General features: G+C 53.2%; 22 protein-coding genes. 15 read left to right on the plus strand and 7 right to left on the minus strand.

Annotation, left to right across the window (positions count from 1 at the left end; translation table 11 throughout):
* Positions 1–32: 32 nt before the first annotated feature.
* On the minus strand, positions 33–362 hold the full coding sequence (locus QFZ34_RS16045; protein ID WP_307282780.1) for an ArsR/SmtB family transcription factor: 330 nt from the start codon (positions 360–362) through the stop codon (positions 33–35).
* Positions 363–402: 40 nt separating this feature from the next.
* Between QFZ34_RS16045 and QFZ34_RS16050 the strand changes: the two genes are divergently transcribed.
* From QFZ34_RS16050 to QFZ34_RS16080, 7 genes are all read left to right on the plus strand, one after another.
* Positions 403–933 (plus strand): DUF6428 family protein, encoded by a 531-nt coding sequence (locus QFZ34_RS16050; RefSeq protein WP_307282782.1) that lies wholly within the window; start codon positions 403–405, stop codon positions 931–933.
* Positions 934–1,002: 69 nt separating this feature from the next.
* Positions 1,003–1,359 carry an ArsR/SmtB family transcription factor gene (locus tag QFZ34_RS16055; protein ID WP_307286378.1) on the plus strand — a complete coding sequence of 119 codons (357 nt, stop codon included), beginning with the start codon at positions 1,003–1,005 and terminating at the stop codon, positions 1,357–1,359.
* The gene (arsN2, locus tag QFZ34_RS16060) at positions 1,352–1,843 is read left to right on the plus strand and encodes an arsenic resistance N-acetyltransferase ArsN2 (RefSeq protein ID WP_307282785.1); all 492 of its coding nucleotides are present in this window, start codon (positions 1,352–1,354) and stop codon (positions 1,841–1,843) included. Before QFZ34_RS16055 ends, arsN2 begins: the two co-directional genes overlap by 8 nt.
* 11 nt (positions 1,844–1,854) lie before the next feature.
* Positions 1,855–2,916, plus strand: coding sequence for an ACR3 family arsenite efflux transporter (gene arsB / locus QFZ34_RS16065; protein WP_307282787.1), 1,062 nt, complete (start codon positions 1,855–1,857; stop codon positions 2,914–2,916).
* Entirely contained in the window at positions 2,913–3,335 is a 423-nt protein-coding gene (gene arsC / locus QFZ34_RS16070; RefSeq protein ID WP_115051281.1) for an arsenate reductase (glutaredoxin), read from the plus strand. The genes arsB and arsC overlap by 4 nt, the downstream gene beginning before the upstream one ends.
* Positions 3,310–4,038, plus strand: a complete 729-nt coding sequence (arsH, locus tag QFZ34_RS16075; RefSeq protein ID WP_307282792.1) for an arsenical resistance protein ArsH — start codon at positions 3,310–3,312, stop codon at positions 4,036–4,038. Before arsC ends, arsH begins: the two co-directional genes overlap by 26 nt.
* A 129-nt stretch (positions 4,039–4,167) precedes the next feature.
* Positions 4,168–4,893, plus strand: coding sequence for a membrane-anchored protein (locus QFZ34_RS16080; protein WP_307282795.1), 726 nt, complete (start codon positions 4,168–4,170; stop codon positions 4,891–4,893).
* On the opposite strand, the gene QFZ34_RS16085 is transcribed toward QFZ34_RS16080, so the two are convergent.
* The 3 genes from QFZ34_RS16085 to QFZ34_RS16095 form a co-directional block, all read right to left on the minus strand.
* Entirely contained in the window at positions 4,890–5,591 is a 702-nt protein-coding gene (locus tag QFZ34_RS16085; RefSeq protein ID WP_307282798.1) for a polysaccharide deacetylase family protein, read from the minus strand. The genes QFZ34_RS16080 and QFZ34_RS16085 overlap by 4 nt on opposite strands.
* 2 nt (positions 5,592–5,593) lie before the next feature.
* Entirely contained in the window at positions 5,594–6,349 is a 756-nt protein-coding gene (locus QFZ34_RS16090; RefSeq protein ID WP_307282799.1) for a glycosyltransferase family 25 protein, read from the minus strand.
* Positions 6,350–6,490: 141 nt separating this feature from the next.
* Positions 6,491–6,634 (minus strand): DUF1127 domain-containing protein, encoded by a 144-nt coding sequence (locus tag QFZ34_RS16095; protein ID WP_115051276.1) that lies wholly within the window; start codon positions 6,632–6,634, stop codon positions 6,491–6,493.
* A gap of 182 nt (positions 6,635–6,816) precedes the next feature.
* Between QFZ34_RS16095 and QFZ34_RS16100 the strand changes: the two genes are divergently transcribed.
* The 8 genes from QFZ34_RS16100 to QFZ34_RS16135 all read left to right on the plus strand — a co-directional run bounded on the left by QFZ34_RS16100 (position 6,817) and on the right by QFZ34_RS16135 (position 13,117).
* A complete protein-coding gene (locus tag QFZ34_RS16100; RefSeq protein WP_307282801.1) occupies positions 6,817–8,115 on the plus strand; it encodes an amidase in 1,299 nt (432 codons plus the stop codon).
* Positions 8,116–8,200: 85 nt separating this feature from the next.
* Positions 8,201–8,512: a Dabb family protein gene (locus QFZ34_RS16105; protein ID WP_115051274.1), complete on the plus strand. Its 312-nt coding sequence runs from the start codon at positions 8,201–8,203 to the stop codon at positions 8,510–8,512.
* Between the two features lie 5 nt (positions 8,513–8,517).
* Positions 8,518–9,789 (plus strand): glycerate kinase type-2 family protein, encoded by a 1,272-nt coding sequence (locus QFZ34_RS16110; protein ID WP_370878798.1) that lies wholly within the window; start codon positions 8,518–8,520, stop codon positions 9,787–9,789.
* A gap of 154 nt (positions 9,790–9,943) precedes the next feature.
* Positions 9,944–10,156 (plus strand): hypothetical protein, encoded by a 213-nt coding sequence (locus QFZ34_RS16115; RefSeq protein ID WP_307282808.1) that lies wholly within the window; start codon positions 9,944–9,946, stop codon positions 10,154–10,156.
* Positions 10,157–10,756: 600 nt separating this feature from the next.
* Positions 10,757–11,095: a hypothetical protein gene (locus tag QFZ34_RS16120; protein ID WP_307282810.1), complete on the plus strand. Its 339-nt coding sequence runs from the start codon at positions 10,757–10,759 to the stop codon at positions 11,093–11,095.
* Between the two features lie 175 nt (positions 11,096–11,270).
* The gene (locus QFZ34_RS16125) at positions 11,271–11,477 is read left to right on the plus strand and encodes a hypothetical protein (protein WP_115051270.1); all 207 of its coding nucleotides are present in this window, start codon (positions 11,271–11,273) and stop codon (positions 11,475–11,477) included.
* A gap of 105 nt (positions 11,478–11,582) precedes the next feature.
* Positions 11,583–12,605, plus strand: coding sequence for an LLM class flavin-dependent oxidoreductase (locus QFZ34_RS16130; protein ID WP_307282812.1), 1,023 nt, complete (start codon positions 11,583–11,585; stop codon positions 12,603–12,605).
* Between the two features lie 134 nt (positions 12,606–12,739).
* Positions 12,740–13,117: a hypothetical protein gene (locus QFZ34_RS16135; RefSeq protein WP_307282814.1), complete on the plus strand. Its 378-nt coding sequence runs from the start codon at positions 12,740–12,742 to the stop codon at positions 13,115–13,117.
* Positions 13,118–13,178: 61 nt separating this feature from the next.
* Here QFZ34_RS16135 and proC read toward each other — a convergent pair whose 3' ends face one another.
* The 3 genes from proC to QFZ34_RS16150 form a co-directional block, all read right to left on the minus strand.
* Positions 13,179–13,997, minus strand: coding sequence for a pyrroline-5-carboxylate reductase (gene proC / locus QFZ34_RS16140; protein ID WP_307282818.1), 819 nt, complete (start codon positions 13,995–13,997; stop codon positions 13,179–13,181).
* Between the two features lie 72 nt (positions 13,998–14,069).
* A complete protein-coding gene (locus tag QFZ34_RS16145) occupies positions 14,070–15,374 on the minus strand; it encodes an O-antigen ligase family protein (protein ID WP_307282822.1) in 1,305 nt (434 codons plus the stop codon).
* Positions 15,343–16,341, minus strand: a complete 999-nt coding sequence (locus QFZ34_RS16150) for a glycosyltransferase family 2 protein (protein ID WP_370878799.1) — start codon at positions 16,339–16,341, stop codon at positions 15,343–15,345. The genes QFZ34_RS16145 and QFZ34_RS16150 overlap by 32 nt, the downstream gene beginning before the upstream one ends.
* Between the last annotated feature and the right edge of the window lie 37 nt (positions 16,342–16,378).

Below are 16,378 nucleotides of genomic sequence, written 5' to 3' on the forward strand. Positions count from 1 at the left end.
TCTGGACCTCTTGGATCAAACGGGTACCCGGCTCAGTCGGTGCAGGTATCAGCGCAATTTTTCTCGACTGGGTCGCACCGTCCTTGACAGCAATCTTTCATCAGGAATTCAATTAACCCGGAGAGCGCGGGATAGACGGCACTGTAAATGATGGAACGCGCCTCGCGCCGTGACTGGATCAGGCCAGAGCGCTCCAGATGGCTCAAGTGAAACGAGATCTTGGACGATGATGCTCCCATAGCGTCGCCTACCGCTCCGGCAGGCATTCCCTCCGGGCCAGCCTTGACCAGCAGGCGCACAATCCTCAACCGGGTTTCTTGTGAGAGCGACGCAAAAGCGTCAAGGGCTTGCAATTCATTCATAATTACCTCAATATCTCAAAAGATGTTGAAATGAGGTTATATGATCATGAACTCCGTTACCAGCCCTATACTCATAGATTTTCATGGCGATGCTTCACTTCATGCATTGCTGTCAGCGCTCGAACCCTATCACGAACGCCCTCTTGTTATTGAATATGCAGGGAGGACCATCCAGCCCGGATATCATGTTACAGAGGTGAAGGCAGGTTCGTTTGTAACGCTGGACTGCGGTGGCAATCCCGATAGCTGGCATGAATCGGTCCTGCAGGTAGAAGACTTGCCGTCGGAACAGGGTAGAGACTTTATGACCGTGGAAAAATTCAGCAGCATCCTCAGCCTGGTGGGAAAGAAGGTTGAGCTTCGTGCCGATGCTCGCCTGACGTTCGAAGTAGGGCTGCCAGATATGCCCATGCAAATATTCGACGCGAGCACGTTGATCCTTGAGGCTGAACGGCTTGTGTTGAACCTGGTTGCTCGTCCGGCGATCTGCAAGCCGAGACATCGTGCGGCGCAAGCCGCTGCCACCAGCTGTTGTGGCTCGAGCAGTGCATCGTCCACATGCTGCAACTAGAGCAAGTTTGCTCTCGTTGATCAGCAAAACAAATTGACTGCAAGCAATTATATCCGTATATCTCGATATATGGAAAAAGAAAGCACAATCGATGCCTTCGCCGCCTTGGCCCAGACCACGCGGATGGATGCGTTCAAGCTTATCGTTATTCATGAGCCTGACGGCATTCCTGCGGGTGAAATTTCACGGATACTCAATGTACCGCAAAACACCATGTCCACCCATCTTGGCATTCTTTCCCGGGCCGGCTTGATTTCCTCCGAACGGCAAAGTCGATCCATCATCTATCGTGCGGACTTCGAAAGCCTGCGCGGAGCGATCAATTATCTTCTGAAAGATTGCTGTGCCGGACATCCGAACATTTGTGCGCCACTGCTTGCGGATATCGTTCCCTGTTGCCCGCCCAAGGAGACCTTCAATGGCTGACCGTATCTCCAATGTCTCGATCCAGTGCAGCGGAAACTCCGCCCGCTTCGTCATTGCCGAATCGATTCTGTCGTCCGATGAGGAATTGGCAAAAGCGCTGCAGGAAGCCTCGCTGCCGATTGACGATCTGTTGCAGTCCGGAGGCGCATTCTTTCGCTTCACGGATGATAAGGGTGAGCCTGCCGGATTTGGTGGGATCGAATTGCATGGCAAGAATGCTCTGCTGCGTTCGATCGTAGTCCCGCAAGGCATGCAGAAGTCGGGTTGCGGCACTGCCATTACTCGCTCGCTGTTGCGCTACGCCGAGATGGCGGGTGCAGAATCTGGATATTTGCTGACAATGGGAGCCGCGCCATTTTTCAACAAGCTCGGTTTCAAGACCATCACCAGAAGCGAAGCGCCCCCCGAGATTCTGGCGACGCCGCAAGCCTCTGGTCTTTGCCCTTCAATCGCTACCTTGATGGTGCGCTCGGTCTCTCTTTAAGGAAAAGCAGAATGTCTATCTTCGAGCGCTACCTCACCGTGTGGGTTGCCCTGTGCATTGTCGTCGGCATTGCGCTTGGTCATTTCATTCCAGTCGTTTTCCAGGCCATAGGTTCGGCGGAATATGCCAAGGTCAATATTCCGATGGCGGTACTGATCTGGTTGATGATCATCCCCATGCTGCTGCGCATTGATTTTGCTTCGCTTGGCCATGTAGGACAGTTCTGGCGTGGTATCGGCGTCACGCTATTTATCAACTGGGCGGTCAAGCCGTTTTCCATGGCATTGCTCGGTTGGCTATTCATCGGCTGGCTGTTTCGGCCATATTTGCCTGAAATGCAGATCGACTCGTATATTGCCGGTCTGATCATTCTGGCAGCGGCTCCATGCACAGCAATGGTATTCGTCTGGTCTAACCTTACAAAAGGCGAGCCGCATTTCACCCTGTCGCAGGTTGCCTTGAACGACACGATCATGATCGTGGCTTTTGCTCCCATTGTCGGCCTCCTGCTCGGCCTTTCGGCAATTACCGTGCCTTGGGATACGCTTGTCCTGTCAGTGGTGCTTTATATTGTTATTCCGGTGATTATTGCGCAGTTTGCCCGCCGCCAGTTGCTGGGACGGGGCAATGCTGCGTTTGAACGCCTTCTTGGTATCTTGCAACCAATTTCGTTGGTCTCGCTTTTAGCAACCCTCATCATGCTCTTCGGCTTTCAAGGTGAGCAGATCATAGCCCAGCCGCTGATTATTGCCTTGCTGGCAGTGCCCATCCTCATTCAGGTCTATTTCAATTCGGGATTTGCCTATCTGCTCAATCGCATAAGCGGGGAACAGCATTGCGTGGCAGGGCCATCCGCGCTGATCGGCGCCAGCAATTTCTTCGAACTCGCCGTTGCAGCCGCCATTAGTTTGTTTGGCTTTAATTCCGGTGCGGCCCTTGCCACAGTTGTGGGCGTGTTGATCGAAGTGCCCGTCATGCTGTCTGTCGTGTGGATCGTAAATCGCAGCAAGGGCTGGTACGAAAGCGGTGACGCCGTTCAAAATCTCAAGAAAATTGAAAGGACAGTCGGATGACCGTCACCATCTACCACAATCCATCCTGCGGCACGTCGCGCAATACGCTGGCACTCATTCGCAATGCGGGCATTGAACCTGTCGTGATTGAATATTTGAAGTCACCGCCGAGCCGCAAAGAACTCAAAGACATGATCAAGCGAGCCGGTTTGACGGTGCGTGAGGCTATTCGCGAGAAGGGAACGCCTTACGCCGAGCTTGGTCTTGACGATCCATCCCTGACGGATGAGCAATTATTAGATGCAATGGAAGCACATCCGATCCTGATCAACCGCCCTTTCGTTGTAACGGATCTCGGCGTGCGTTTGGCGCGGCCATCTGAACGGGTGCTGGATATTTTACCCGCTGCACAACAAGGCCCCTTCACCAAGGAAGACGGTGAAGTCGTTATAGATGCGGAAGGAAATCGTCTTGTCTGATCTGCCAAACACAAATCCGGAGGCTCTGCATCTGCCAGAGTCCGCAAAGCTCAGTGCTCCGATGTCGACGCATCGTCCACGCATTCTTCTGCTGTATGGCTCATTGCGCAAAGTCGCCTATAGTCGTCTCCTGACGCAGGAAGCAGCCCGGTTGCTTGAGCATTTTGGTGCCGAAACGCGAATCTATGATCCTTCCGATCTGCCACTGCCGGACGACGCACCGGTCGATCATCCAAAAGTTCAGGAATTGCGGGAATTATCACTCTGGTCCGAAGGCCAGGTCTGGACCAGTCCAGAACGCCACGGCGCAATGACAGGCGTCATGAAATCGCAGATTGATTGGATACCGCTCGCAATGGGAGCAATCCGTCCGACGCAGGGCCGCACGCTTGCCCTCATGCAGGTCTCGGGCGGCTCCCAGTCTTTCAACGCGGTCAATCAGATGCGGGTGCTTGGACGCTGGATGCGAATGATCACTATCCCCAATCAGTCCTCTGTGGCGAAGGCCTATCAGGAGTTTGATGAAAACGGTCGCATGAAACCCTCCGCCTATTATGATCGGGTGGTGGATGTGATGGAGGAGCTGGTCAAATTCACACTGCTGACTCGCGATGTTTCCGGTTATTTGACAGATCGCTATAGCGAGCGAAAGGAGAGCATCGCGATGCTGGAAAAGCGTGTGAAAATGAACGAAGCGGTTTAGCAACACCTTGGGGCTTCCATGAGATGGCGCGTGTAACGGCCGTCCTGTTCAAACTTATGCAGACTGAGGATGGGCAGAACCCTGCAAATAGCCTATGTACCATTCGGTCTCTTGCATCGGGTTTGAAAATTGAAAGCTTATAAATCACTCATTCGCCGGGTCGGTTATTATGCGCTTCGCCCGCACCCGCCTCACTATCCTTCGCCCTTTCGCAATCCGGTTTTGATTGTGGGATCTGCGCCTGTTTCAAATCTGCCGGAAGGTTATCAATCCAATTACCACCTTCTTACGATCAACGGGTCGCAATCGGTGTCGACCGGTTGGGGGCTGGCCGATCCCGATGTGACTTTCCTTCAATACAGGCAGGTCTATGGCACCAATGACAATGCCGTGGCGGTACGCAAGGCATTGAAAGACCAGTCGACAGGGCATCTTTACGTGATGCGCTGGACCCAGAGCAGGAAAGAGCTTGAAGACGGGCTGGCTGCGTTCAATTACAGCTATCGCCACCTGCATATCGTGAACAGGCTGCAACGCATGGCATTGTTCAAGCGCATTATGGGCTATCTGAACACTGAAGACGATCTTGAAACAAGATTCTCAAATGGTGTGACTGCCGTGCTCTACGCGCTGGCCAGTGGGGCTCGCGCCGTTATCATCACCGGCATCAATCCTGCGTCCCAAGGGCACATTTACAACAATCTCAATCTGGGTCGTCAGCATAGCCAGACTGATCATGATGTGCTGGTTGCACTTCTCCGGGCTGGCCATCCTGTTTACACCGCTGATCCGGACGTTGCGCAATCTACAGGATTGCCGCTCTGGAAAGCGGATAACTGGACTCTGGGTTCTTAGCGCAGCAGACACTTTGCGACGAAGTGTAACCAGGTATCATCGCGGCGGATTGTCAGCCTTGGCAGGTTCATCAGATCGTCATTGCCGGTCGCGCGGCGCCGTTCTGTGCCTGCTGCCACTATATAGCCTGCCTGCCTTACGAGCTCGCGCACCCTGTCATTGTGGTCGCCATAGGGATAGGCAAAAGTCTCGACCCTGTCGCCGACGATCTCCTGCAGCTTTTCCTTACAAAGGGAGAGCTGCTCGAAAGCCTGCGTCTCGGGAATCTGACTGAGATGCGCATGATCCATTGTATGCGCACCAACTTCGTGACCGGAAGAAAGCCATTGTTTTATCTGGCTGATATCCATGCAGGTTGCTGGTAAAACACCGAGCGGACGATCCCATTCATTCGAGCCGCCAATCTGGTTGCTGACGAAAAAATTGGTCGCGGTGAAACCGAATTCCTGCAGGATCGGCATGGCATTTTGATAAACATTGGTAAAGCCATCATCGAAGGTGATAGCGGCCACTTTTCCGGTTTTCTGACCGGAAATGTAAGGCAAGCTTTCGCGCAGCGAGAGCCCTTGATAACCCAATCGCTTGAGCCAGCCCATCTGCCGCCGAAAGGATTCCGGGCTTACAATCATGCTTCTAAAGGGCGTCTTGCGAAACGGTGGCGTGGCGATCTGATGATATAGGAGAATTGGTACAGGCACGGTCAGCCCTCCTTGCCGCGAGAATAGGCGTTGACCCGCATTCGGTAAATCGGCCGTAATATTTCGCGCCTTAATTTTTCCAGCAAAGGTTTCTTCTGTTGAATTGTGCTGCCGCCAAGTTGCGAAGAAACTTCCCTGACGCCGCCAGGAACGACTGCGAGCGGCGACAGTCCTGTTATCCAGTTCATCTGCAACATCGTATCAACCGGACGGTCAAAGGTTTCGGTGACAGCCAGTAATTGTTTGGCCGCTTCGTAGCCGATGAGTTGGGTTACCATTCCCAGCCCGACCGGTTTGGCGCGCAGAATGCGGGCGTTGTCAGCGGCAAAAACCTCCGGCCCCTGTTCGCGATGAGGCCGGAATGGAAAGCGGATAAAATCCGTCGGGCCTGCAAATCGGGCAGCTGCGGAATATGCCGCGGCAAATTCGGGCGTCAGGGCAACATCATCCTCAAGCACCAGCCCCGCTGTGAGATTTTGGTCGACGATCGCTTGCCATGCTTTCCGGTGCGACAGGAAACAGGCGACTTCCCTGATATTGAGATCAAAGGGATAGCGCGGAGCATGCAGTCCGGCTTTGTAGACACGGCGGACATCTTCATCGGTCAGTTTTCTGGCATCGACAGCGTCGACGACATCGGTCGAAACAGGGAGCGTTTGGCTAAGCAAATCTACCTGTTGCTGTCTGTCTGTAGACCGTGCCAGATGTATGATGAATGCTTTGATCACTGTAGAATGCTCACCCCGGGCTCCGATCATCGGATATTGTCCCACGAGCTTCTTAGTACCGGTTTGATGTGCGCCGTGCAATGCGATGCATCGGATGTCGTGCCACCAAACACTCAACAAAAAGCGCCGGAGCAAAGCCCACGGCGCCTTTTTAAAGCTTTACGGGTTTGATTAGTTGCACGCCATCCAGGCAATCTGGCGGATGTCGGCGCGGGAAATTCCAAGATCAGCAAGATTGCGATCGCTGCACAGGCGCAGCTCATGGAGATTCTGGCGATATTGACGATATTTCTGAATGCGATTGCGAAGGCTCATGGCTCTTACCCCTTTTATTGTTGCCCTCCCTGTTGCGTAGATTGCTTCAAATAATATCGATTTAAAACTGTGAATGTTGCAACGCACCCTTGCACTCGGTGCATGGCAAGTTACCGGACTTTAACCCGCAAGGTCTTCGCGCTATAGAAAGCGTGACGCAACATTTCCAGCGGGATATTTTCTTGCCAAATCCAAATCCGTCGGCCTCCCAAAGGCTTGAACATATTCTTGCGCGCTTGATGGAGCGTGAGGCAGACGAGCGGGTTTTTACCCGCCTCTATGCCGGTTCAGCGCGCCAGGAGGCGCAGGCCTCGGACAGTCGCTTCCGCAAGAACGAAACGCTTGGGCCGCTCGATGGGCGAATAGTCTCCATCAAGGATCTGTTCGACGTTGCCGGGGAGGCGACCTTGGCTGGCTCGGTGATACGGAAATCGGCTGCGGCAGCGGCCAATGATGCGCTCATCGTGCAGCGATTGCGCGCAGCGGGTGCGGTCATCATCGGCAAAACACTCATGACCGAGTTTGCATTCACCGCAGTAGGCTTGAATCCGCACTATCCGACAGCAGGCAATGCCATGGATTCTTCGCGCGTGGCTGGCGGCTCATCTATCGGAGCTGGAATTTCGATAGCGGAAGGCACGAGCGAAATTTCAATCGGCTCGGACACGGGCGGTTCGATACGAATTCCAGCGGCTTTGAATGGCGTGACCGGTTTTAAACCAACCGCCAGGCGCGTTCCTCTGCAAGGCGCATTTCCCCTTTCGCCCAGTCTGGATTCCATTGGGCCTTTGGCGCGAAACGTAGCAGACTGCGCATTTACCGACTCGGTCTTGGCGGGTGAGCGTCCGCAGCCCCTCGATCAGTTCTCATTGTCCGGCCTGCATATTGGCGTGCCGCGCGGTATATTATTCAGCAATATCGAATCGGAAATTGAAAAGGCATTCGATTTAAGTCTTCAAGCCTGCGAAAAAGCCGGTGCGACGATTGTCGACTGTTCGATAGATGACCTGATTGAGGCCATGGCGCGAGCAACCTTGGTCGGATCGATTGCAGGTATCGAAGCCAGCAGGATTCACGCGGGATGGTTGCGAGATGAAAGCCTGGACGTAGACCAGCGTGTGCAGCGTCCGCTCTTGCGTAGGTTGGAGACGTCCGAATCCGATTACATCGACCTCATGTTGAAACGTCAGTCTTTGATGCATGAAATGGATCAGCGATTGAGAGTCTATAATTTTTTGGCCTTGCCGACTGTGCCAATTATGGCTCCTTCGATCGAGGCGGTCAGCGATGAAAATTTCTACCGGGAAACAGAAACGCTGCTGCTGCGCAATACGCAGGTGGCCAACCAGTTTGATCTGACCGCGATCAGCCTGCCGATGCCGGATATGGCACTGCCAGCGGGGCTAATGCTCATGGCGCAGCACGGTACCGACCGCAGGTTGCTTGCTATGGCAATGGCCGTAGAGCGCATTTTGACCTGACGTTTTGTTGAGGGGGTGAAATACTGCTCGCAATTTTCAGCAATCCCGTCAGGATGCGCATCCAATATTCAGAAGGAAGGTTTTCATGATCCGTCACTGTGTTTTTATCCGTTTTCGTGATGGGGTTCCCACGTCGGATAGACAGGCTTGTTATGATGATCTCGCCATACTCTGCGCGAAACTGCCGGGCGCTCTGACCTTCCGTTCCGGTGTCAATGTCAGCCCGGAGGTGGGCATGGATAAAGGATTTACCGAAGGCTTTCTGATTGATTTCGCTGACGCCGCGGCGCGGGATGCCTATCTCATCCATCCGGAACATCAAGCCATTGGCGGGCGCATCGTCTCTTCAGCCATTGGCGGTCCGGACGGCGTCTTTGTGTTCGATCTGGAAGTTTGACACCCATGCGAGACAAGGAGTTTTTCACCAAACTGTTCCGCGCTGCTGTGGACGCCGCCAATCCTGAGCGCGTGATTGCATCTCACCTGCCACCAAGGCCAAAAGGCCGGACGATTGTAATCGGCGCAGGCAAAGGTTCGGCGCAAATGGCGAGCGCGTTTGAAAAAGTATGGACGGCCAAATATCCTGATTCATCCATCGAAGGACTGGTCGTGACCCGTTATGGTTTTGGCGTGGTCTGCGAGCACATAGAAATTATCGAAGCGTCCCATCCAGTGCCCGATGCGGCGGGTCTCGTCGCCTCGAAACGTCTTCTGGAAACCGTGTCCGATTTGACGGCGGATGATCTTGTCATCGCCCTTGTGTCGGGTGGGGGCTCTGCATTGCTGCCATCGCCGCCGGATGGCATGACCATTGAGGACGAGATTGCAGTGAACAAGGTTCTTCTGGCTTCAGGAGCACCAATTTCGGCAATGAATGCGGTTCGCAAGCACTTATCCACCATCAAGGGCGGACGTCTTGCTGCAGCGGCATTTCCGGCCCGGGTATATTCGCTTGTCGTGTCGGATATTCCCGGAGACAATCCTGCATTTGTCGCTTCCGGGCCTACGGTTCCGGACGAAACAACGCGGGAAGAGGCGCTGGCAATTGTGGACCGCTATAGCCTCGACTTGCCGGCCGCAGCTCTTGCGCATCTTCAATCACATGCTGCGGATGCTCCAAAACCAGGCGATGCTGTTTTCAAAGGTCACGAACACCATGTCATAGCATCGGCTGGCGTTTCCCTCGAAGCTGCTGCCAAAGTTGCGCAGGAAAATGGCATCGAGGCCGTCATTCTCTCTGACGCAATAGAAGGCGAGGCAAGGGAGGTTGCTCATGTGCATGCGGCTCTTGCAAAACACGTGCTTGCAAAAGGACAGCCTTTTACGAAACCCGTTGTGATCCTCTCCGGCGGCGAAACCACAGTCACAGTGCGCGGAAAGGGCAAAGGGGGTCGCAATACCGAATTCCTGTTGTCGCTCGCCATGGATATTGATGGCGCCAATGGCATCAGTGCTTTTGCCGCCGATACGGACGGCATTGATGGTTCCGAAGACAATGCAGGTGCATTTGCCGATAGCACAACGGTGGCGCGTTTGCTGGCAAAGGGACAGGACGCATCGGCCTATCTCAATGGCAATAATGCGTGGACGGCATTCGATGCCATTGGGGATCTTTTTGTACCCGGACCCACTGGAACAAATGTAAACGATTTGCGGGCAATTCTTGTTCGTTGACGCGCTATCGCCATTATTCGATGGTCAACCGTGGTCCGCGTTTACGGGTTTGACATTTGCATAAGAGTTTGCGACCGGATGGGAAGCAAATGTCAAATTCGCAGCGCTTGAGGCCTGCGCCACTCAATGGCGTTTTATGCAAAAGGAAAGTTGAATGCGAGTTGCACCTACCTTGATTATTCTTTCAGCAATCGTCATTGCTGGTTGCACAACCGGTTCGACTGGTGGCGTTCCCGCTAATTCGCCGGTCAAGGACGTCTCGTTTGTCCCACCGCCGAAGTCTCTTACCGAACGCGCAAAGCCTGAAAAGAAATTGACCCTCGAAGAGAGCGTCGCAAGGCGCAAACTGGAGACGGGCAAGCAATAAGCCCTGGTACGTTTTATGGCCTGATTACAATGCCGTTTCGTTTCGCAAGAACTGAAACGGCATTTTTATTTGAATGAGAGCCAGGCGAGCATCCGAGAATGAAGTTTCGATTGTGGCCGCTATCCCGCAATGACCTGACTGGCACAATCCACTGTGGAAGCAAGGTTTTGAACAATTCCATGGGAAGCTAGCAGTTGGATGGCCGTTCTGCGCCCGCGCAGCCTGAGGCCTAGAAACAACAAAACCCACCGCGGGAGGAGGTGCGGTGGGTTTCGTTGGTTATGGAGGGTCTTCTGGGAGGAGAAGAGACCGTCCGTTTCGACAGGGTCGGGAGGAGGTGACGCTGTCGAAAATTCCTGATCTGAAAATAACTCAATCACCGTGATTTAATACAGACAATATTGCATAGCAGCATTGCAGTTGGTGCAATGCAACATTTTTGCTTGGTTTTAAGCGAGACATCACAGCCAGTTGAAGAGGCTCGGGGAACGCAAACGGCTCCGCATCGTTTATAATAGGTTGACGAGGTTGAAAACGGCAAACTGCCGCGCTTTGGAATATGGCTGGAAAGGGCGAATCATGCACCTTTTAAGATCATCAATGATATTGCTTACGACAGGGTTTCTGGCATTCGCCCCTGTTATGACAAGTCATGCTTTCAGCATCAAGGGGTCTCTGGAAACTGAAGGTGAGGGCGGCGATATTAGTAATAAGAAGTTCCAAAGGGCGGCTGTATTGGAAGCCAAGGCCTATATTTGCGGTACTGGTACTGAAGCAAGTGAGGCAGCTATGCGGGCCGGCATGGCGGAGACCGGTTTGCCGGAAGATATCGCTGTTGAAGTCGTTTCCGACCTCGCCTCTGGTATTATTGATAATGCCACCAAGACCGGATCAAAAAAGATGTGTGAAACTCCTGAAGTGCAAATGTCTAGCTTTTAATTGAGCAAGTACGGTACTGAATGATCTCATAGGGTTGCATGCAACATGATAAAATTTGAAATTAATTTTACTGTAAATTACTAACGAAATCTGTGGTCCATGCAAGATTTAGTCTTTTCAAAATGCCAAATGTGGTATTAGGGTCCCGCAACTTTGGGTTGTGGGAGCGGCAGGCATGAATAAGAGGACCGAGACATTGGAAGTTCTGAAAGCAGAGCTTTCCCGGTTATGCGCTCTTGCAGATGATGAGGGTTTTGAAATGATTGCCTATTTCATTGAAACCGCCATTCGCGAATCCGATGAACAGCTTTCACAGGAAAGACGCCCCGTTGTTGGCATGGAGTTGCGCTTGGCTTCCTCTCGCAGCGGCACAGTCGGATAAGAACAGGATTTAACAAGATCCCGATTTAATCGACGTTCAATTTTTGTGAATCATGAAATCGCGTGGCCTCATTGTGTAGCGTTTGTCGCGGCCTATATTCAGCTCATGATCCCATTATCAGTCCTCGACCTTTCACCGATTGCAGCAGGCAGCACTGCCGCGCAGTCTCTTCGTAACTCACTGGATCTCGCGCAGAATGCCGAGCGCCTTGGCTATCATCGTCTTTGGCTTGCCGAGCATCACAGTATGCGCGGCATTGCCAGTGCGGCGACAGCCGTTGTGATCGCGCATGTTGCAGCGGGGACCTCCAAAATTCGCCTTGGTGCGGGCGGTATCATGCTGCCCAACCACTCGCCTTTGATGGTCGCCGAAGCTTTTGGCACGCTTGCCTCTCTTCACCCTGGCCGCATTGACCTTGGCGTTGGCCGCGCTCCGGGTACGGATCAGATCACGGCTCAGGCGCTTCGCCGTAATCTCAATCAGGATATTAATGGGTTCCCGCAAGATGTCGTCGAATTGCTGAGTTATTTTGGCGAGCCTCAACCCGGCCAGCACGTCATAGCCGTTCCTGGTGCGGGACTTGATGTTCCCGTGTGGATTTTGGGCTCCAGCCTTTTCGGCGCTCAGCTCGCTGCCGCATTGGGGCTGCCTTATGCTTTTGCATCCCATTTCGCACCAGCGGAAATGGAGCGCGCAATCGAAATTTATCGCGCGCGTTTTGAGCCATCTCGCTATCTCGACAAACCCTATGTGATGCTTGGTCTCAACGTATTTGCCGCTGAGAGCGATGAAGAAGCCCAATTTTTGCAAACATCCCAGCAACAGGCCTTTGTAAATTTGCGTACCGGAAATCCCGGACCGCTTCCAGCGCCTGTTCAGGGCTATGAAGAAACGCTTGATCTGCATGCAAAGGCGATTCTGCGCCAAGCTCTATCCTGTTCTGTCGTCGGTGCCGCGCCTGCCATCAAGACCGGTGTCGAAGAGTTTATCCATCGTACCGGCGCCGATGAGATCATGGTTACGGGCCATATTTTCGAGCATAAGGCGCGGGTGCGGTCATATGAAATTCTGGCCAAAACAATGATTGGACATGATAGGACGCCCGCGCCGGTTGGTCTGTTGGCATAAATGGCGGACACATTTTTGCCGCAATATTGCCTTGAAAAAACCCGGCCATCGACTGGTTGAGATCGAATTTCGCAGGTGAAGTGGCGGGCATCATCAATAGATGATCGTTCGCCAATCATCTGAAAGGAAAAACGATGCGAAAGATGATAGTGCTCGCGCTCTGCGCGGCATTCCCCTTGGCCACTTCGGCCGTTTATGCCCAGACAGCTACGCAGACCGCTCCAAACGCTGCTGCTCCATCACCTGAAGCGCCAGCTCAAACAGGGGCACCGCAGATCACGACCATCAATATTGTCGATATCAATGAATTGCCGGATGCCACCAAAACGCAGGTCAACGATGCCGTTGCTCAGCGCAGCGACGAAGACGTAAAGAAACTGCGTTCTTCCATCGATAAATCGCCGGAAGTAACATCCGCGTTGAAGGAAAAAGGCCTCACATCCGAAGCAGTTGTGATAGCCAGCCTCGATTCAAAAGGGCTGCTGACGCTCGTCACCAAAAAGCCGAGCTAATCCAAATTTCTTTGCCTCCAGCAAAGTCAGTGAATACGACCGGAAACTTCCGGTCGTATTTCTATGCCTGATTACCCAATTCGACAGCACGCTTATGTGCAGCGGAAACCGCTTCGATCACGAGGTTTTTAAGCCTGTCTGCACCCATCAAGACATCGAGGGCGGCGGCCGTTGTTCCCTTCGGGCTGGTTACCTGTTCCCGCAGCTTTGTCGGCGTATCCTCGCTTGAAGCGGCCAATGCGCCTGCTCCGAACACTGTCTGCATGGCCAGTATTTCTGCGGTCTTCCGTTCAAGCCCTGCATGGACACCAGCCTCTGTCAGCGCTTCTATGAAATGAAATACATAAGCCGGTCCCGATCCTGAAACGGCTGTTGCAACATCAATCAGACTTTCATCATCCACTGCGGCCACGGCGCCGCTGGTTTCAAGCAGCCGGTCAACAAATGCTGCATTATCATCTGCGACATGGGCATTGCGAAATGTCACGATCATGCCCTTGCCGATTGCTGCCGGCGTATTGGGAATGGTGCGGATGATCGCTGCGCTTGCGCCGAGATGTTCTTCAAAGAATGCTACTTTTATTCCCGCTGCCACACTGACAAAGGTCGATGTTCCTGCAAATCGCGCATAGGCAGGAAGCACGTCGCGCATCACCTGAGGCTTCACCGCGACAAGTATGATACGCGGTGCGAGATCGTCCTCAACCTTTGATGCGTCATCAACAGCGTTCACGCCCAAACTTGCAGCGCGTTCGAGAAGGGCAGGGGTTGGCTCGACAACAGTGACCTGGTCAGGCTGCAATATCCCGGCGTCCAGCCAGCCTTTAAGCATGGCAAAACCCATATTGCCGCATCCAACCAGAACCACATTATCGGACATTTTTTCTCTCCATTTGAATGGGCGGCACTTTGATCCGGTCCGGGTGCTTCGGTCAACTGGCTTCCGTCAAAATCAGGAACGCGATTGCAATGGAACCCGGGCCGTCATGCGCAATCCGAAACAGGCCATGACGACAATCAACCAGACAGGATCCGCCCGGCGAAAGAAAAAGCTCTCAAGAAAGGCATTCATAAGCGAGAAGGTCAGGCACATCATAAGAAAATCGGAGAGAAATATATTCTCGCGTTTCCTCAAAGTTCGCACATAGTCCACAAGCGGAAGCACGACCAGAACGACCATCGCGCAAATCAACGCGGGAACGCCCATAGCAATGGCAATATCCAGATAGCCATTATGCGCATGAACTATGCCTCGGACATCCCAGTCCAGATAATATGGGTTTTCCGCTTGCCGGACAACTGCCGCCTCCCAAAAGCTTTCCAGTCCATAGCCTCGCCATGGCGTTTCGCGGAGCTTTTCAAGACCAAACTGCCATATTGATGTTCGGCCCGTAAAGGTCGCATCGGCTCCCATTTGAACCAGTAGATCGTGTAGGGGAGGAAAGAAAAGCGTGCCAATGGTGAAACAGAAAAAGACTGCAAGCGCAGCCACGATGAGCAGCGCAGTCAGTATTCGTAATCCGAATAGACCTGGAACCATGACAAGCAGGATCACCATGGGGACCAGCGCAGTGGATGTTTTGGAGCCAGTATGCGCAACAAAGACCAGCGCAAATACCAAAATTGCTGCCCCGCTTTTTCGCCAGTCACGGCGAATGAGATAAATGCCTGCAAAGGCGAAGGAGGCCATGACGGGCCCGGCAACATTCTTATGGGCAAAAATACCGCGCCAAAGTCCGGCATGTTCAGACTCTATTTCACCCGCCGTATGCTTGGCGAGATCGGGTACGACGACCAATCCGACATAGGACAGAACAAGTACTGCCGTTGCAGCAATAATCAGAGCAAGCGAGAAGCCGTCCATGTCGGGTGGAAGCGCCAGAACAGCAACGACGCATAATACCCCGATAATGGTGAAGATGACCGCACGTTGTGCCGCACCGGGATCGACAGCAACAAGCGTTGAAAGAAAAACAAACCCGAACATGACGACCCACAGCGGGCTTGCAAGAGAAAGCAGACGGCGTGGATCAGCCAACACAATCATCGCAAGAATTGAAACGCCGCCAAGGGCGCCAAAACCCAGCTGGTTGACCAGATCACCGCCGCCCCCGGCAATGGCAGTGCTCGCCGGTTGAAATGGCCGGAATGACACAAGCAGAACACACAAAATCAGCCCGGCAAGAAGGCTGGCGACAAGCCGCATCGGTATCGCCATAGGCGCGTCAGTTCTTTTCAGGTTGCCGATATTGCTCATTCGAATATCCGAATTCTGCCAAGACGCGGCCAAGCCCAATATAAATTTGATAGACACCGATAGATAGCGAGCCGGTTTGCGCTGTTTTCAGCGCGGCGCGAAAAGGCGAAATTGCAAGCAGCGCAAGGCTTTTCAAAACGGTCTTTACCTTGCCCAAAGGTTCGTCAGCGCGTTTGCGTTTTTCGATGAGGCTTGAGATGACGCCATTGCGCAAAGCGCGTGCTCTGATCCAGCCAGCTTCTACGCGCCGGGCAGGCACGGTTTCATAGACGGGCGCTTCTGCACACCACGCAATGGTAAAGCCTTTGACCACGCTCCTGCTGATAAAATCAGAATCTCCGCCACCCATAAAATTGAAGGTGAGGTCGAGAAACGGGAAAGGCATCGCCTCAAGCACATTTCGCCCAATCAGCAGATTGCCCGAGGAGTAAATAATCGGCACGCGTCCGGTTGTATCATAATGCGGGCTGAATACAGGATGCTTTGCCCATATTTGGTGTTCCGGCTTTGCAAATATCGGGATTTGAGGGCCGCCGACAAAATCGACATTATAGGCTTCGCGCGTTCTGCAAAGATTTTCGAGCCAATCGGGGGCCGCGATCTCATCATCGTCGATCACCACCAGGGATGTGAAGTTCGGGAAGATTTCCAGCGCTGTCTGCCAACCGGCATTATAGGCATTACAATTGCCGCGATCATGCGCGACGATTACCAAGCCACTATAGTCGCCGCTTTCGAACAGCGGTGAAGCGACAGCCGCGCCCTCGCGTTTCTCCGCCTCATTCTCCATGACAATAATTGCAAATGACCGGTCTGTTGCCTGTTCCTTGAGCGAGGCGAGGGTTCTCAGCAGGTGATCGGGCCGCTTGAAGGTTGGCAGAGTAACAACAACGTCAATCGTTTCCGGCGAAAGGCCGGGCGACTGCATGACGATACTTATATTGTCGTGGCCGTTCAGTTTCATCACGGGGCTATTTATCCGTTATTTATCTATATGAGGATAT

The organism is Phyllobacterium ifriqiyense, assembly GCF_030817885.1.
Classification (GTDB): domain Bacteria; phylum Pseudomonadota; class Alphaproteobacteria; order Rhizobiales; family Rhizobiaceae; genus Phyllobacterium; species Phyllobacterium ifriqiyense.

Coding starts and splice junctions, on each gene's coding strand:
- QFZ34_RS16045 (WP_307282780.1), bottom strand. CDS start 362: ATGAATGAATTGCAAGCCCTTGACGCTTTTGCGTCGCTCTCACAAGAA.
- QFZ34_RS16050 (WP_307282782.1), top strand. CDS start 403: ATGATCATGAACTCCGTTACCAGCCCTATACTCATAGATTTTCATGGC.
- QFZ34_RS16055 (WP_307286378.1), top strand. CDS start 1,003: ATGGAAAAAGAAAGCACAATCGATGCCTTCGCCGCCTTGGCCCAGACC.
- arsN2 (WP_307282785.1), top strand. CDS start 1,352: ATGGCTGACCGTATCTCCAATGTCTCGATCCAGTGCAGCGGAAACTCC.
- arsB (WP_307282787.1), top strand. CDS start 1,855: ATGTCTATCTTCGAGCGCTACCTCACCGTGTGGGTTGCCCTGTGCATT.
- arsC (WP_115051281.1), top strand. CDS start 2,913: ATGACCGTCACCATCTACCACAATCCATCCTGCGGCACGTCGCGCAAT.
- arsH (WP_307282792.1), top strand. CDS start 3,310: ATGCGGAAGGAAATCGTCTTGTCTGATCTGCCAAACACAAATCCGGAG.
- QFZ34_RS16090 (WP_307282799.1), bottom strand. CDS start 6,349: ATGATCGGAGCCCGGGGTGAGCATTCTACAGTGATCAAAGCATTCATC.
- QFZ34_RS16095 (WP_115051276.1), bottom strand. CDS start 6,634: ATGAGCCTTCGCAATCGCATTCAGAAATATCGTCAATATCGCCAGAAT.
- QFZ34_RS16105 (WP_115051274.1), top strand. CDS start 8,201: ATGATCCGTCACTGTGTTTTTATCCGTTTTCGTGATGGGGTTCCCACG.
- QFZ34_RS16110 (WP_370878798.1), top strand. CDS start 8,518: ATGCGAGACAAGGAGTTTTTCACCAAACTGTTCCGCGCTGCTGTGGAC.
- QFZ34_RS16115 (WP_307282808.1), top strand. CDS start 9,944: ATGCGAGTTGCACCTACCTTGATTATTCTTTCAGCAATCGTCATTGCT.
- QFZ34_RS16120 (WP_307282810.1), top strand. CDS start 10,757: ATGATATTGCTTACGACAGGGTTTCTGGCATTCGCCCCTGTTATGACA.
- QFZ34_RS16125 (WP_115051270.1), top strand. CDS start 11,271: ATGAATAAGAGGACCGAGACATTGGAAGTTCTGAAAGCAGAGCTTTCC.
- QFZ34_RS16130 (WP_307282812.1), top strand. CDS start 11,583: ATGATCCCATTATCAGTCCTCGACCTTTCACCGATTGCAGCAGGCAGC.
- QFZ34_RS16135 (WP_307282814.1), top strand. CDS start 12,740: ATGCGAAAGATGATAGTGCTCGCGCTCTGCGCGGCATTCCCCTTGGCC.
- proC (WP_307282818.1), bottom strand. CDS start 13,997: ATGTCCGATAATGTGGTTCTGGTTGGATGCGGCAATATGGGTTTTGCC.
- QFZ34_RS16145 (WP_307282822.1), bottom strand. CDS start 15,374: ATGAGCAATATCGGCAACCTGAAAAGAACTGACGCGCCTATGGCGATA.